Annotated in this window: 12 protein-coding genes, 1 tRNA gene and 1 pseudogene; 8 read left to right on the forward strand and 6 right to left on the reverse strand. The window is 69.5% G+C overall.

Annotated features, from left to right (window positions below; translation table 11 throughout):
* The first annotated feature begins 341 nt into the window (after positions 1-341).
* Positions 342-2,741 carry a transglycosylase domain-containing protein gene (locus HEK131_RS04195; protein ID WP_432215690.1) on the forward strand — a complete coding sequence of 800 codons (2,400 nt, stop codon included), beginning with the start codon at positions 342-344 and terminating at the stop codon, positions 2,739-2,741.
* 66 nt (positions 2,742-2,807) lie between these two features.
* Here HEK131_RS04195 and HEK131_RS04200 read toward each other — a convergent pair whose 3' ends face one another.
* Positions 2,808-3,110 (reverse strand): GroES family chaperonin, encoded by a 303-nt coding sequence (locus tag HEK131_RS04200; RefSeq protein ID WP_135788791.1) that lies wholly within the window; start codon positions 3,108-3,110, stop codon positions 2,808-2,810.
* Positions 3,111-3,261: 151 nt separating this feature from the next.
* Positions 3,262-3,591: a DUF3618 domain-containing protein gene (locus HEK131_RS04205; protein ID WP_217463198.1), complete on the reverse strand. Its 330-nt coding sequence runs from the start codon at positions 3,589-3,591 to the stop codon at positions 3,262-3,264.
* Positions 3,592-3,684: 93 nt separating this feature from the next.
* Here HEK131_RS04205 and bcp point away from each other — a divergent pair, with 93 nt between their 5' ends.
* Together bcp and HEK131_RS04215 are read left to right on the forward strand one after the other, a co-directional pair.
* Entirely contained in the window at positions 3,685-4,152 is a 468-nt protein-coding gene (bcp, locus tag HEK131_RS04210; protein WP_217463197.1) for a thioredoxin-dependent thiol peroxidase, read from the forward strand.
* Positions 4,153-4,191: 39 nt separating this feature from the next.
* Positions 4,192-4,275 (forward strand) — tRNA-Leu (locus tag HEK131_RS04215).
* Between the two features lie 7 nt (positions 4,276-4,282).
* Here the strand turns inward: HEK131_RS04215 and rdgB are convergent.
* Together rdgB and HEK131_RS04225 are read right to left on the reverse strand one after the other, a co-directional pair.
* Positions 4,283-4,885 carry an RdgB/HAM1 family non-canonical purine NTP pyrophosphatase gene (gene rdgB, locus HEK131_RS04220; RefSeq protein WP_244333705.1) on the reverse strand — a complete coding sequence of 201 codons (603 nt, stop codon included), beginning with the start codon at positions 4,883-4,885 and terminating at the stop codon, positions 4,283-4,285.
* A 43-nt stretch (positions 4,886-4,928) separates the two neighbouring features.
* A complete protein-coding gene (locus HEK131_RS04225) occupies positions 4,929-6,263 on the reverse strand; it encodes an SGNH/GDSL hydrolase family protein (protein ID WP_244333706.1) in 1,335 nt (444 codons plus the stop codon).
* A 193-nt stretch (positions 6,264-6,456) separates the two neighbouring features.
* Here HEK131_RS04225 and HEK131_RS04230 point away from each other — a divergent pair, with 193 nt between their 5' ends.
* Entirely contained in the window at positions 6,457-7,806 is a 1,350-nt protein-coding gene (locus HEK131_RS04230; protein ID WP_374201468.1) for a DUF445 domain-containing protein, read from the forward strand.
* 107 nt (positions 7,807-7,913) lie between these two features.
* Positions 7,914-9,398: an MFS transporter gene (locus HEK131_RS04235; protein WP_244333707.1), complete on the forward strand. Its 1,485-nt coding sequence runs from the start codon at positions 7,914-7,916 to the stop codon at positions 9,396-9,398.
* Positions 9,399-9,457: 59 nt separating this feature from the next.
* Here the strand turns inward: HEK131_RS04235 and HEK131_RS04240 are convergent.
* Together HEK131_RS04240 and HEK131_RS04245 are read right to left on the reverse strand one after the other, a co-directional pair.
* Positions 9,458-9,732, reverse strand: a pseudogene (locus HEK131_RS04240) (hypothetical protein).
* 94 nt (positions 9,733-9,826) lie between these two features.
* The gene (locus tag HEK131_RS04245) at positions 9,827-10,699 is read right to left on the reverse strand and encodes a hypothetical protein (RefSeq protein ID WP_244333708.1); all 873 of its coding nucleotides are present in this window, start codon (positions 10,697-10,699) and stop codon (positions 9,827-9,829) included.
* A gap of 250 nt (positions 10,700-10,949) precedes the next feature.
* Between HEK131_RS04245 and HEK131_RS04250 the strand changes: the two genes are divergently transcribed.
* Genes HEK131_RS04250 through HEK131_RS04260 form a run of 3 tightly spaced genes read left to right on the forward strand, consistent with a single transcriptional unit; the run spans position 10,950 to position 14,903 of the window.
* Entirely contained in the window at positions 10,950-11,642 is a 693-nt protein-coding gene (locus HEK131_RS04250; protein ID WP_244333709.1) for a hypothetical protein, read from the forward strand.
* Positions 11,643-11,661: 19 nt separating this feature from the next.
* Positions 11,662-13,089, forward strand: coding sequence for a hypothetical protein (locus HEK131_RS04255; RefSeq protein ID WP_244333710.1), 1,428 nt, complete (start codon positions 11,662-11,664; stop codon positions 13,087-13,089).
* Positions 13,086-14,903, forward strand: a complete 1,818-nt coding sequence (locus HEK131_RS04260; protein WP_244333711.1) for a DEAD/DEAH box helicase — start codon at positions 13,086-13,088, stop codon at positions 14,901-14,903. Before HEK131_RS04255 ends, HEK131_RS04260 begins: the two co-directional genes overlap by 4 nt.
* Positions 14,904-15,001 lie beyond the last annotated feature (98 nt).

A 15,001-nucleotide genomic window follows, 5' to 3' on the forward strand; every position in this document is an offset into this window, starting at 1 on the left:
TCGGCGGCGGCAAGCCCCTGGTCGGCAGTGGCAACCCTGCCGTCGGCGGTGGCAAGCCTCCCGTCGGCGGTGGCAAGCCTCCCGTCGGCGGTGGCAACTCTCCCGTCGGCGGCGGCAAGCCCCCGGTCGGTGGCGGGAAGCCGGAGCAGGCGCCCGAGAGCACCCAGGTGCTCCGGCGCGTCAAGGCCGACCGGCCCCCGGCGGCGGAGAGCACGCAGGTGCTGCGGCGCGTCAACGCGCCCCGTTCCGGCGACACTTCCCGGCCCGGCGGCAGCGGCGACGCGCCCAAGCCGACCCCGGCCCCGGCCACCGCCACCCCGGCCGCCGCGGCCACCACCGTCCTGCCCCGCACCCCCTCCGAGCCCACCGCCACTCCTCAGGCGAGCGGCAGCGGCAGCGGGGACGGCGGCAGCGGCGACGGCGGCGGCAAGAAGCCCAAGCGCCCCAAGCGCACCGGCTGGCGGCGGATGTTCCCCACCTGGCGCATGGTGCTCGGCACCGTCGTGCTGGGCGCGATGGTGATCATCGGCCTGCTGTTCCTCGGCTACTCCATGGTGCAGATCCCCGCCGCCAACGCCCTGGCCACCAAGCAGGCCACCGTCTACCTCTACGCGGACGGCTCCCAGCTCGCCCGCGACGGCGAGATCAACCGCGAGAACGTCGGTCTCGCCCAGATCTCCAAGGGCGCCCAGCACGCCATCCTGGCCGCCGAGGACCGCGACTTCTACACCGAGTCCGCCGTCGACCCCAAGGCGATGCTCCGCGCGGGCTGGAACACGGCCCTCGGCAAGGGCAAGCAGTCCGGCTCCACCATCACCCAGCAGTACGTGAAGAACTACTACCTGGCCCAGGAGCAGACGGTCAGCCGCAAGGCCAAGGAGTTCTTCATCTCCATCAAGCTGGACCGGGAGAAGTCGAAGAACGAGATCCTCGAGGGCTACCTCAACACCAGCTACTTCGGCCGCAACGCCTACGGCATCCAGGCCGCCGCCCAGGCGTACTACGGCCGCGACGCCATCGACCTCGACCCGGCCCGCGCCGCCTACCTCGCCGCGCTGGTCAACGCGCCCAGCGAGTACGACGTCGTCGCCCACCCCGAGAACAAGGGCGCCGCGCTCGGCCGCTGGAACTACGTCCTGGACGGCATGGTCTCCAAGGGCTGGCTGGCCCAGTCCGAGCGCACCGGGATCAAGTTCCCGATGCCGAAGGAGCAGACCGTCTCCACCGGCATGTCCGGGCAGCGCGGTTACCTCGTCGAGGCCGTCAAGGACTACCTCGTCGGCCACGACATCCTGACCAAGGACCAGCTCACCGCGGGTGGTTACCGCATCACGACCACCATCCAGAAGCCCAAGCAGGACGCCTTCGTCAAGGCCGTCGACGACCAGCTCATCGCCAAGCTGGACAAGAAGAACCGCAAGGCCGACACCTACGTCCGCGCGGGCGGCGCCTCGATCGACCCCAAGACCGGCAAGATCGTGGCGATGTACGGCGGCATCGACTACGTGCAGCAGTACACCAACGGCGCGACCCGCGGTGACTTCCAGGTCGGCTCCACCTTCAAGCCGTTCGTGTTCACCTCCGCGGTGCAGAACGCCTCCAGCACCCAGGACGGCCAGCGCATCACGCCCAACACGTACTACGACGGCACCAACAAGCGTGCCGTGCAGGGCTGGACCGGCGGCGCCTACGCCCCGGAGAACGAGGACCAGAGGTCGTACGGCAAGATCACCATCCGCAAGGCCACCGACCTGTCGGTCAACTCGGTGTACGCGCAGATGGCCGCCGACGTCACCGGTGCCAAGGTCAAGGAGACCGCGATCGACCTCGGTGTCCCGGCCGACACTCCTGACCTCTACCCGTCCCCGTCGATCGCGCTCGGTACCGCCACCGCCAGCGTGCTGGAGATGACCGAGGCGTACGCCACGCTCGCCAACCACGGCCGGCACGGCACGTACACGATCATCGAGAAGATCAGCAAGGACAACGTCCCGGTCGACCTGCCGGGCCGCCAGACCAAGCAGGCCGTCAGCCGCGAGGCCGCCGACACCACCACCTCCGTGCTGAAGAGCGTGGTCGAGGGCGGTACCGCCACGGCCGCGCAGGCCGCCGGCCGGCCCGCCGCGGGCAAGACCGGCACCGCCGAGGAGGACACCGCCGCCTGGTTCGCGGGCTACACCCCCGACCTCGCCACGGTCGTCTCCGTGATGGGCCAGGACCCGGTCACCGCCAGGCACAAGCCGCTGTACGGCGCCCTCGGCGTGGCCCGTATGAACGGTGGCGGTCCGCCCACCGAGATCTGGGCGCAGTACACGCGCAACGCACTGCGCGGCAAGCCCGCCGCGGGCTTCGACCTGGAGCTCCAGGCCGGTGCCGACGTCGTGGCGCCCAGCACGCTGCCCTCGACCTCGCCCGGCACGGACGCGGGCCAGGGGAACGCCGGCGCCACCGGTACCCCGAGCCAGGGCACCACCCCGGCCGACGGCGGTCAGGACAACGCCGGCACCACGGGCACCCCGACCCAGGGCACCACCCCGGCCGATCCGACCACCACGGGCGGCGCCGCCACCACCGACGGCACCACGGGCGGCCCGGCCACGGACGGCGGCGCCACCGGCGGCGGCCTGCCCGGCGGACAGCCGGGCGGCGGTGGTGACGCCACGGGCGGCGGCGCGGACCCCGGCACCGCCGGCCTGCCTGGCGGGTTCGTCGCACCGCAGACCACGACCCGGCGCCAGTAGCACCACGCACGGAGAAGGGGCCGACGACCACCGGTCGTCGGCCCCTTCTTCCCTGTCCTGGGAGGTTCAGAGATACAGCCCCGTGGAGTCCTCCGACCCCTCGAACCGGTCCGCGGCCACCGCGTGCAGATCGCGCTCGCGCATCAGCACGTAGGCCACGCCCCGCACCTCGACCTCGGCCAGGTCCTCCGGGTCGAACAGGACCCGGTCGCCGGGCTCCACGGTCCGTACGTTCTGCCCCACCGCGACGACCGCGGCCCAGGCCAGCCGCCGCCCGACCGCCGCGGTCGCGGGGATCAGGATGCCGCCGCCCGAACGGCGCTCGCCCTCACCGGTCTCCTGCCGCACGAGCACCCGGTCGTGCAGCATGCGGATGGGCAGCTTGTCGTGGTGGGGGGTGCTCTGCTCGTCTCTGTTGGCGCTCACGCCGTCGAACCTACCTGCCCGCGCGGCGCGGACACGCCTCCGGGTCGCCACGGCTCCCTGCCATGGCGACCCGGCACGCTCTGTCGAAGGACGCTCAGCGCTTGCGCCGGCGCGTGCCCGCGACGATCAGTCCGACCGTTCCGGCCACGATCAGCGCGGCGGGCACGACCCGCTCCATCCGGGGCGCGCCGTCGTCGTCCACGAACTGGTCCCGTACCTCGGTCATCACCCGATTGACCTGGACGTACGCCCGCCCGAAGACCCGATCGACATTGGCGACGGCCTTCGCCTTGGCATCCCCGACGATCGTCTTCGGGTGCACCCGCACCCCGATCTCGTCGAGCGTCTCGGCCAGCACTTCACGACGGCGCTTGATGTCCGCCTCGATCTGCGCCGGTGTTCTGGTGTCCGACGTCTCCGCCACCGTACGGCCTCCGAAATCTCATGATGCTGTTCCGAACAGTCTGTCAGCTTCGCGCCACACCGCACGGCAGGGGCGCCCGGTTAGGCTGGCCGGATGAGCGAGCGACTTGAGCCCGGGGACCTGGCCCCCGCCTTCACCCTGCCCGACGCCGACGGGAACGAGGTGTCCCTGGCCGACCACAAGGGCCGCAAGACCATCGTGTACTTCTACCCCGCGGCGCTTACCCCCGGCTGCACCAAGCAGGCGTGCGACTTCACCGACAACCTCGCCCTGCTGGCCGGTGCCGGGTACGACGTCATCGGCATCTCGCCGGACAAGCCGGAGAAGCTGGCCAAGTTCCGGGAGAAGGAGGACCTGAAGGTCACCCTCCTCGCCGACCCGGACAAGAAGGTCCTGGAGGCGTACGGCGCCTTCGGCGAGAAGAAGCTGTACGGCAAGACCGTCGTCGGCGTCATCCGCTCCACGGTCGTCGTGGACGAGGACGGCAAGGTCGAGCGCGCCCTGTACAACGTGAAGGCCACCGGTCACGTGGCGAAGATCATCAAGGATCTGGGCATCTGAAGCCGCCGCCCGGCCGCTAGCATGGCCGGGCAGCAGCAGGCGGCCGTGGTGGAATTGGCAGTCACGCTGGGTTTAGGTCCCAGTGGGGTAACTCCCGTGAGGGTTCGAGTCCCTCCGGCCGCACCGATGTTCAGCCCAACAGCTCCCGCACCACCGGGACCAGGGCACGGAACGCCTTCCCGCGATGGCTGATCGCGTTCTTCTCGTCCGCGGACAGCTCGGCGCAGGTACGGCTCTCGCCCTCCGGCTGGAGGACCGGGTCGTACCCGAAGCCGCCCGCACCCGCCGGAGCCTGCCGCAGGGTGCCGCGCAACTTCCCCTCCACCACCCGCTCCGTGCCGTCCGGCAGCGCCAGGGCGGCGGCGCAGGCGAAGTGGGCGCCCCGGTGCTCGTCCGCGATGTCGGAGAGCTGGGCGAGCAGCAGGTCGAGGTTGGCGCGGTCGTCGCCGTGACGGCCGGCCCAGCGGGCGGAGAAGATGCCGGGGGCGCCGTTCAGCACGTCGACGCAGAGCCCGGAGTCGTCGGCGACGGCGGGCAGCCCGGTCGCCTGGGCCAGCGCGTGCGCCTTGAGCAGGGCGTTCTCCGCGAAGGTGACGCCGGTCTCCTTGACGTCCGGGATCTCGGGGAAGGCGTCGGCGCCGATCAGCTCGTGCGGCAGCCCGGCGTCGGCCAGGATGGCCCTCAGCTCGGTGATCTTTCCGGCGTTACGGGTGGCGAGGATCAAGCGGGTCATGGGGGCCAGTATCCCCGGCCCCCGTTCCGCGCCCCGCGAGGGGTTACAGCTCCGCCTGTCCCGCGCCCTTGAGCAGGCCCAGGTCCAGGGTCTCGGCCATCTTGCGGAACCCGAGGTCGCTGGGGTGCAGATGGTCGCCGGAGTCGTACACCGGGCGCATCCGCTGCGGGTCCGCGGGGTCCCGCAGGGCGAGGTCGAAGTCGACCACCGCGTCGTACACCCGGCCGGCGCGGATCTCCGCGTTCACCCGCTGGCGCATCGCCTCCAGGGGCTGCGTCCAGCGCCAGTAGCCGCCGAAGGGCGTCAGGGTGGTGCCGACGACCTTCAGACCGCGTGCGTGCGCCTGCCGGACCAGGGTGCGCAGGCCGTCGATGATCTTCTCCCCGTCGGCGGGCGTCCGCGAGTGCGTGACGTCGTTTATGCCGAGGTCGATGACGACGACCTTGACGTTCGGCCGGGAGAGCGCGTCGCGGCCGAAGCGGGACAGCCCGCTCGGGTTCTCGGCGGGCCTGCCCAGGCCGTCCGCGAGCACCTGGTTGCCGCTGATGCCCTCGTTGACCACGGAGTAGCGCGGCACGTCGGCGCCGCGTCCGGCGGCGGACCGCAGCCGGGAGGCGAGCATGTCGGGCCAGCGGCGGTTCTCGCCCATGGTGGAGGTGAGGCCGTCGGTTATGGAGTCGCCGAACGCGACGACCGTGCCGTCCGCCTCGTTGCTGAGCACGTCGAGCGCGGTCAGGTAACGCCAGTACGTGCTCCGCTGCGCGTACGGGACGCCCGTCGACTCCTCGGCGCGGTCACCGGCCGCGACGAACGAGATCTGCCGCGCGTGCGGGTGGATGGTGACCGGGCCGGACGGCGTGGGGGAGTAGGTGGTGACCAGCACGTCCTGGTCGTGCGGTACGACGATCCGCACGGCGTCGCTGACCGCCTGGCCCCCGGCCGGGATGGTGACCGTGTAGGCGCCGTTGAACGTCAGGCGCCGCATCGTTTCCGCACGGGCGGTGGCGGTGCCCCGGCCGGCCGAGAGGGCCAGCGTGGTGTGAGTGATGGTCAGGGGCGCCTGGCCGTACAGGTTCGACAGGGTGATCCGGGCGCTCGTGCCACCGGTGTTCGCGTGCACGACGTTGCGCACCGAACGCCCCGCGAGGCCCGTGGTCTCGGTGCCGGGCTCGGCGCCCACGGGCGAGGTGGCCCAGGAGCCGACCCAGGTGCCCGCGGAGGCGGGGGCGGCGGAGGAACCGTGGTGGGGGCGCCGGCCCGTGGCCGTGGCACCCGAGGTGCTGTCGCCGGACGCCGTCCTGAGGAGGATCGTGACGGAAAGGGCGACGACGAGTGCGACGAACGCACTGAGCAGGGCATAACCGTGGCGCTTGGTCACGCTGTCGTTGTTCTCCTCGGACGACGGGAGCCGTATTGGGTCGGTTCACCATGATGAGGCATGGTGCGAACGGAGTTGACGGGCACCTGCCCTAAACCTCCTCCCAGTCTGACGCCGGGAACTTCCGGTCCGTTCCGTGGGGTCGACGGGAAGGGACAATGTGTGTGCGGGATCACCGATCGGGCGGAGCGAGATGGAACGCGCGCAAGCGGAAGAGGCGAAGCCGGGGCGTACCCCCCGGCCGGCGACGGCCGCCGGACGTGCCGGGTCCTACCGGACCATGACCGCCTTCACGGCGGCCGACGAGGAGCGGCAGCGCGGAGTAAGGCGCATGAAGCTCACGGCCGCCGGGCTGCTGCTGTTCGTCGCCGTGGTGTACGTCCTGGCCACCTGGGCCGGGCACGCCGGGGCGGGACCCTGGACGGGCTACGTGGCGGCGGCCGCCGAGGCAGGCATGGTCGGCGCGCTCGCGGACTGGTTCGCGGTCACCGCCCTGTTCCGGCACCCGCTGGGCCTGCCCATCCCGCACACCGCGATCATCCCCACCAAGAAGGACCAGCTCGGCGTCTCCCTGGGCGAGTTCGTCGGGGAGAACTTCCTCTCCGAGGACGTCGTACGCCAGCGGCTCGCCGCCGTCGGCATCGGCAGCAGGCTCGGTGACTGGCTGGCCCGGCCCGAGAACGCCGACCGGGTCACCGCCGAGCTCGCCACCGCGCTGCGCGGCGCCCTGACCGTGCTGCGGGACTCGGACGTGCAGGCGGTGGTGGGGGAGGCGATCACCCGGCGTGCCGACGCACGGGAGATCGGGCCGGCCGTGGGCAAGCTGCTGGACCGGATCGTGGCCGACGGCGGCCACCGGCGCGTGGTCGACCTGGTGGTGGGCCGTGCCCACGAGTGGCTGGAGCGGCACCGGGACGACGTGATGGTGGCCATCGAGGGCGGCGCGCCCGGCTGGACCCCCCGCTTCGTGGACCGCAAGGTCGGCGACCGCGTCTACAAGGAACTGCTGCGCTTCGTCACCGAGATGCAGGAGATGCCCTCGCACCCGGCGCGGGCGGCCCTGGACCGCTTCCTCACCGACTTCGCCTCCGACCTGCAGTCCGACACCGAGACCAGGGCGCGGGTGGAGCGGCTGAAGAGCGAGGTGCTGGCCCGGGACGAGGTCCAGGACCTGATCGCGTCGGCCTGGACCGCCGTACGGTCCATGATCGTCGCGGCTGCGGAGGACGAGCGCAGCGAGCTGCGGCTGCGGGTGCGGGCCGGGCTGATCTCGCTCGGGCAGCGGATGGCGACCGAGCCCAAGATGCAGGGCAAGGTCGACCGCTGGGTGGAGGGCGCGGCCGTCCACGTGGTGACGACCTACCGCCAGGAGATCACCTCCCTGATCACCGAGACCGTGGCGGGCTGGGACGCGGAGCACACCACGCGGAAGATCGAGGCGCACATCGGCCGTGACCTGCAGTTCATCCGGATCAACGGCACGGTGGTCGGTTCACTGGCCGGACTGGTGATCTACACCGTCTCCCGGGCGCTGGGCGGCTGAACGCCCCGCCCGGCGGTCCTCCGGCGGGGTGAGGCTGCCCGGCGGCCCGGTCTGTTCCCGCGCGGCGCGGGCACCCGTAACTCGTCCTTCGACGAAGAGGGGTGCCGATGAGCACAGGAACCGGGACGCCGTCGCAGGCCGGCGGTACGACCACCACTGACATCCCGGCCCGGCTGGACCGCCTGCCGTGGTCCCGCTGGCACTGGACGATCGTGATCGGCCTGGGCACGGTCTGGATCCTGGACGGCCTGGAGGTCACGGTCGTCGGCAACATCGCGGGCCGGCTGTCCGAGCCCGGCAGCGGCCTGTCGATCAGCTCCGGGCAGGTCACGGGCACCGCGGCCGCGCTGTACGTCGCCGGTGCGTGCGTCGGCGCCCTGTTCTGGGGCCGCCTGACGGACCATTTCGGGCGCCGCAAGCTGTTCATGATCACGCTGGCGGTGTATCTCGCGGCGACGGCGCTGACCTCGCTGTCCACCGAGGCGTGGTGGTTCTTCCTGTTCCGGTTCCTGACCGGCTTCGGCATCGGCGGCGAGTACGCGGCGATCAACTCGGCGATCGACGAGCTGATCCCGGCGGACTATCGCGGCCGGGTCGACCTGATGATCAACGGCAGCTTCTGGCTGGGCGCGGTGGGCGGCTCCCTGCTGTCCATCCTGGCCCTCGACACGGCCTTCCTGCCGGAGAACATCGGCTGGCGGCTGACCTTCGCGCTCGGCGCGGTCCTCGCCCTCGTCATCCTGCTGGTCCGGCGCCATGTCCCGGAGAGCCCGCGCTGGCTGCTGATCCACGGGCGGGACCGGGAGGCGGAGGAGATCGTCTCCGGGATCGAGCGGAAGATCGAGGAGGAACGGGGAGAGCCGCTGCCGACGCCGGAGGGCCGGCTGGAGATCCGGCGGCGGGGCAGCGTGACGTTCCGGGAGATCGCCCGCACCGTCTTCGGCCGCTACCGCAGGCGCGCGGTGCTCGGCTTCTCCCTCTTCATCGGGCAGGCGTTCCTCTACAACGCGATCACCTTCGGCTTCGGCGCGATCCTGACCCGCTTCTACGACATCCCGGCGGACCGTACGGGGTACTACTTCGCCGTGATCGCGGTCGGCAACTTCTTCGGCCCGCTGCTGCTGGGGAAGCTGTTCGACACGGTGGGCCGACGGGTGATGATCTCCTCGACCTACCTGCTCTCAGGCCTCCTCCTGTTCGGCACGGCCTGGCTGTTCGACCAGGGCGCGCTGAGCGCGACCACCCTGACGGCGTGCTGGTGCGCGGTCCTCTTCTTCGCCTCGGCGGGCGCGTCGAGTGCCTACTTGACGGTCTCGGAGATCTTCCCGATGGAGACCCGGGCCATGTCCATCGCCTTCTTCTACGCCCTCGGCACGGCGGCGGGCGGCATCAGCGGCCCCCTGCTGTTCGCCGACCTGACGGGCACGGGCCGGGTCGGCGACACGGTCCTCGCCTTCCAGATCGGCGCGGCGCTGATGTGCGTGGCGGGGCTGGTGGCGGCGGTGCTGGCGGTGGGGGCGGAGCGGCGGTCGCTGGAGGACATCGCGACCCCGCTGACGGCGACGTCGAACAGGGCGAAGGCGGTGTCCTGACCGACCGGGGGTCCGGGTGGCGGGTGGCAGGCGGCCGGGTGGCGGACGGCCGCCGCGCGTCAGGCCCCGGTGGTCGACCCGGTCCGCACGATCAGCAGGATCGTCACGGCGGACGACAGTAGATTGAAGACGCTCGTGAACATGGCCGGCCGTACGGTCCGCTTGGGTTCCGCCGCCCTCGATGCCTCCACGAGGGCGGACTGCACTGGCAGGACGAACGCGGCGAGGACGACGGCGGCCAGGGCCCGGCGGAGACGGCGGGCGGGAACATGCTGGCGGAGACGGTGACGGGCCCGATGGCGACGATCGCGGCGAGGACTGCATTTGTCAGCACTTGCGCGGGCGGTGGTGGGGCGACCGCGAGACGTCGAATGGGCGGAGGTGACGCCCTGCCGCAGTGACCGCAGGCGCCTGACTCTGCCGGCGCCTCAGGTCACAGCCGCACGCATGAGTTCGCCGGCGTCACCCAGTGCGCCTTGCTCGTGCAGTGACAGCGCAGCGTGCATTACCTCGTGTATGTCTTGGTCCCGGCCGTAGATGCGGATCAGATCATCTGCAAGGTCGTCCTGCTCCTGCTTCCTGAGCAGCAGCAGGAGTCCAGCCATTTCCAGGGGGCTCAGTGCCTCCGCGGTCTGGCGCAGCATGATGAGCGCTGCGGCCGGGCTGTCGGCGGCATGAACGTCCTGCGCGCGACTGGCCAGCTGGCGTACGGCCGCCTTGTCGTTAGCGAGCTGCTGCCGGTCCCCCCTGCGGCGGGGGACCGGCAGCGGAGTTGAAGAAGCCCGGACAGCGAGACGAGCGCGCAAGCCGGCCCGGGACTCCTTCAGGTTGGCCACTGCCGCCCGCAGTCTGTTCACCTCCTGACGCAGGAGAGTGCGGTCATCTTCCGCTTGTCGGGAAGGGGCCGTGCGGGTCCGAAGGGTGGCGCAGTCGGAGCAGCGCCTTTCGGCTTCCGCCTGGCGGCGGAGCTTTCTCAGCTCGGGCAGGCTGATGCCGACACGTTTCTCCCCACCTGCGTCCATGCAGGCCTCCTTGTGCAGGCGCTCAGTGAAATCCCGCATGGGAACTGTCTGGGCGCTCAGAAAGCGCGAGAGTGAACTTGAGTTAGTGAGCAGTCTTTTAGCCGCTATCTCCTGAGTGAGCCGCTTATGCGGCAATCCTGCGAGGGTGTCCGGCAGGAGATGCTGGCAGAGGCCCTGCAAGGCGAGAGCGAAGGCGCGCCAGCCCGGCGGAACGTCACTTCTAAGCCGCTTCGCTGCCCACTTGTTGTTGCCAACTACGACGCCAGTACCGACCGTCATGCCTCTCCCGCTCTAGTTCTAGTGGTTCTAGCGACCCCGTCTTGATGCCGGGTCCCAGCAATTGTGCATGGATGAGAGCCAGTTGGCCTTGCTCTTTTGTGAGCAAGTGTTCTTTCGCTGGACTTCCATTCGGTCTCTGGTGCAACACTTGGAGCACCGCCCGACGAGCGGGGGGAGCTGCAGAAGGTGCCCGTTGCGGAGCATCTGCGCGGCGTGAGCGGGTGCTGTACGACTTGACCGGAGGCGCTAGATGACGCTGCCGTCGTGGCAGGACAAGAACATGGGAAGCAAGGCGCGGGCGGCGCTTTGGCTGGTCGATGTAGTGAAAGAGGGGAACCTCTTCACCAAGGGGGAACTCCGGACCGCCTTCTCGGATGTCGCCCAGATCGACAGGCGTGTCCGCGAACTCCGGGCCCACGGCTGGAAGATCAACACCAGTCGTGAGGACGTCAGCCTGAAGCAGGAGGAGCAGCGCTTCGTGGCCCGGGGGGCGGACGTCTGGATTCCCGGCCAGGCGACGGTGCCGAAGCACAAGAACAGCCTCACGACGACGCAGCGCGCGAAGGTTCTTCAGGCCGACAACCACCTGTGCAGGACGTGCGGTGTTGGCGCAGGCGAGCCCTACGAGGACGGTATCGAGCTCGCGATGCTGAACGTGGCTCGGCGCAAGGTGCTGCTCGATGACGGTAAGACCGACTACCAGTTCGTCACTGAGTGCAAGAAGTGCGTGTCGGGTGGGGGCACGGACCGCGAAGTGGACCTCGGCGCGTTGCTGGAACTCGTCGAGAACCTCTCTCATATGGAGCGGCGCGCCCTCGCCGGCTGGGCCGCGGCCGATCGGCGGTCCCTGAGCCCGCTCGACAAGCTGTGGGGGATCTACCGGACGCTGCCCGCGGCGAGCCGCGAGGCAGTAGCCGAGGCGATCGACGACATGGACAAGTAGGAAAGGGACGGGGAGAAACATGCTTCGTGAGTTCCCGGCGCCTCCGCGCGCGGCCGAGTTCAGTGAACTGATCAAGAAGCGTCTGGAGGAGGTCAGGACGGGCGGCGGCACGCGCGAGACGGTCACCGTCGACTGGAATGGCCAGCAGGCCCACGTGGAGGTCATCGACCTTCCGCTGAGCGGCCTCTACTTCAACCCGGGCACGCACCGGATCCGGGCGCAGCGTAGCCACGACGCGGCCCGCGATGAGCTGCTGGAGAAGGATCCGTGGAGCGCTGAGAGCCAGGACTACCTCCGGTACCTGCTCCAGGCCCGGCCGACGAACCCGGATGTCCGTGACGTCGAGTTCGACAAGCTGAAGGACGACCTGAACGCGTTCGGCCAGAACGAACCCGGCCTTGTGACGCACCACGGCGTCCTGGTCAATGGCAACACCCGTGCGGTCGCGCTGGGCGAGCTCGGCGCCCAGTCGATGCGCGTGGGTGTGCTGCCCGAGTCGTTCACCTGGGCGGACATCTACGCCGTTGAGCTGTCCTTGCAGCTCCGTCAGGACCAGCGCCGCGACTACACGTTCATCAACCGGTTGCTGGCGATGGAGGAGCAGGCCGCGCTCGGGAAGACGCGCGAGCAGATCGCCAAGGAGTTCCGGATCAAGCCGGCCACGTACGACCAGGCCCGGTGGATTCTGCGCACGATCAAGGACCTGAACGACCGGAGCAGGAGCGGCGGGGGCGCCACGCTCCGGCTCGTCGACTGGGAGGCGGCCCAGGAGAGCCTCAAGGAGCTGCATCGCCTGTACATCAAGCTCCAGAATCTTGACCGGGACCAGGCCGAGATCCTGAAGGAGTGGCGACTGGCCGCCATCCTGCTCGACTTCTCCAAGACGGATATCCGGCACATCGACGAAGACTTCCTGAAGAGCGACTACTTGGGGCAGACGCTGCCGGCGCATCTTGTGGACGGTGGTGTGCCTGCGTTGTCCCAGGCGGTCTCGGTACCGGGGCTTGGGCTCGATGTGCCGGCGGCGTCGGCGGGAGTCTCTTCGGCCCGGGCGCTGAACGACCAGATTCTGCGTGCCGCTGCCAGGACGAAGGCACCCGATCTGACGGATACCGAAAGGGCGAAGGCGCAGGAGCTCTTTGAGGACGCGAAGTCCGCCTTCAACGACGCCATCGATCAGGCGGGCCGCGACGGGCGTGTGCGTAAGCGTAAGCAGCTCGCCCCGGCCCGGCTGGCGGATGCCTGCGCCAGCATCGACCAGTGCGTGATCGAGATCGTCCAGGCCCGTACCTCACAGAGCTTTGATGAGGAAGCCTTCGACGAGGCCGTGCTCAAGCTGCGGGAGAGTCTGCGGAAGCTGGCTCAGCAGTCGGGCCGGGGTATCCCGAATCCCGGGGACGGCGTTTCCTGGCTGCTCGCGGCCGCTGCCGTGGAAGGCACGCAGTGACCGAGACCATCAGCGAAACGTCTCTGCGCCTCGGGTTCGACGAGTCGCGGACGCGTGTGGTGCTGAGGACGACAGACCAGTACCGACAGGATCTCGTTCAGCTGGCCGCCCGGTTCCGTACCGGCGGCCAGCTGGGCCCCCTGTCCGCGTCGGTGGCACTGGACGAACTTCTCGCGGACCTCGGCGTCCTCAGCCACTGGCCCGACCACGCCGGCGTCGAGTGGGCTCCGGAGCTCCGCGATCTGGTGGCCGGCGTCATCCAGGACGCTAACACCGTCCAGCAGCGTCTCTCCGACGCGGCCGCACCCGGAGAAGTCGAACCTGATGACGTAACCGGCCTGCTCGGAGACACCTGGGAAGCGGAACTCAACGCGTTCCAGCGGCGTGACATCGCCAAACTGCTTTCCCTCCGGCACGGGGCGAACTTCAGCGTGCCCGGAGCGGGCAAGACACGCGTCGCGCTCGCGGTGTACGCCGCCCAGAAGGCCAGGGGAAACGTCAGCCGTCTCCTGGTTGTCTGCCCCAAGTCGGCGTATGAGTCGTGGCGGTATGAGACCGCTGTCTGTTTCAGCTACCCGCTTCGCACCCACGTGCTCGACGGGACTCTGGACCAGTGGGCTGAGGTGCTGATCGTCAACTACGAGCGTCTTGACCGCTCGCTGGGGACGCTGGCCGGCTGGTTGCAGTCGGGCCCGTCGATGGTCATCCTCGATGAGGCGCACCGGATGAAGCTCGGGGCGCGCGGTACGTACGGGGCCGCTTGCATGGCGCTCGGCCCGCTCGCACGGCGGCGGCTGATCCTCACCGGGACCCCGGCTCCGAACGGCTCCAAGGATCTTGAGAACCTGCTTGGCTTCGTGTGGCCCGGACATGGACAGCGCACCGTGGTCCAGGCAGTGGCCGGCGGAGATCTTGCCTATGCAAGTTCTGTGCTGAGGCCTTTGTTCACGAGGACGACCAAGCAGGAACTCGGTCTGCCCCCGATGCAGCTGCGCATGAGATACGTCGACATGCCGCCCCTGCACAGTGAGATCTACAGCTCACTGGTGGGGAACATACGGACTGGCACGGCTCGGGAGGATCTCAGTTCGCTGGGCAAGACGGCCCTGCGGCTTCTTATGGCGGCGACGAGTCCGGCGCTGCTCCTGGAAGGGGCGACGAAGTACGAACCGCTGGCCTACCAGCTGCCTCCGCTGGAGATCCCGCAGGGCAGCTCGCTGTTCCAGCTCACGCGTGATCTGCCCGACTACGAGTTGTCCCCGAAGTACAAAGAGGCCGTAGCGATTGTGGCGGAGAACGCCCGGCAGGGCCGAAAGACGCTGGTCTGGACGACGTTCGTCCGGAGTCTGACGACGCTAGCCCACATGCTTGAGAAATGCAGTCCGGCGGTGGTGTACGGCGGGACACCGGACCGGGATGAGCAACTACGGCGCTTCCGGGAAGATCCGGCGTGCATGGTGCTGATCTCCAACCCGGCGACGCTGGGAGAGGGGATCAGCCTGCATCACGACTGCCACGACGCCGTCTATGTGGACCGGGACTTCATGGCCGGCCGTTTCCTCCAGAGTCTGGACCGGATCCATCGCCTCGGCCTGGCGCCGGACACGGTCACGCATGTAACTGTTCTGGCTGCCCGGAACACCGTTGATGAGGTGGTAGAGGTGCGCCTCGATCAGAAGCTCGAGTTCATGGGAAAGATTTTGGACGATCCTACAGTCCAGCAGCTTGCTGATCTAGAGGAAGAGCCCGCGGTGGCCGCAGGCCTGGCGCCGAGTGACATGGAGGCTTTGCTTCACCACATGGCCACCCGCTGACTTGAGGTGATCAGCCTTCCTGGTGCCAGACTGTGGCGGCCGCACCAGGAAGGCTGCGGAGTGCGGGACTCTGGATGTCAGTAGGGTGCGAGACTCTT

This window comes from Streptomyces seoulensis (assembly GCF_022846655.1).
Taxonomy (GTDB): domain Bacteria; phylum Actinomycetota; class Actinomycetes; order Streptomycetales; family Streptomycetaceae; genus Streptomyces.

Bases quoted from the DNA above. Each gene is read 5' to 3' on its own strand.
- HEK131_RS04245 (WP_244333708.1), bottom strand. From the start codon at position 10,699: ATGACGGTCGGTACTGGCGTCGTAGTTGGCAACAACAAGTGGGCAGCG.
- HEK131_RS04255 (WP_244333710.1), top strand. From the start codon at position 11,662: ATGCTTCGTGAGTTCCCGGCGCCTCCGCGCGCGGCCGAGTTCAGTGAA.
- HEK131_RS04200 (WP_135788791.1), bottom strand. From the start codon at position 3,110: ATGCTGCACGACCGGGTGCTCGTGCGGCAGGAGACCGGTGAGGGCGAG.
- bcp (WP_217463197.1), top strand. From the start codon at position 3,685: ATGAGCGAGCGACTTGAGCCCGGGGACCTGGCCCCCGCCTTCACCCTG.
- HEK131_RS04230 (WP_374201468.1), top strand. From the start codon at position 6,457: ATGGAACGCGCGCAAGCGGAAGAGGCGAAGCCGGGGCGTACCCCCCGG.
- rdgB (WP_244333705.1), bottom strand. From the start codon at position 4,885: ATGACCCGCTTGATCCTCGCCACCCGTAACGCCGGAAAGATCACCGAG.
- HEK131_RS04250 (WP_244333709.1), top strand. From the start codon at position 10,950: ATGACGCTGCCGTCGTGGCAGGACAAGAACATGGGAAGCAAGGCGCGG.
- HEK131_RS04235 (WP_244333707.1), top strand. From the start codon at position 7,914: ATGAGCACAGGAACCGGGACGCCGTCGCAGGCCGGCGGTACGACCACC.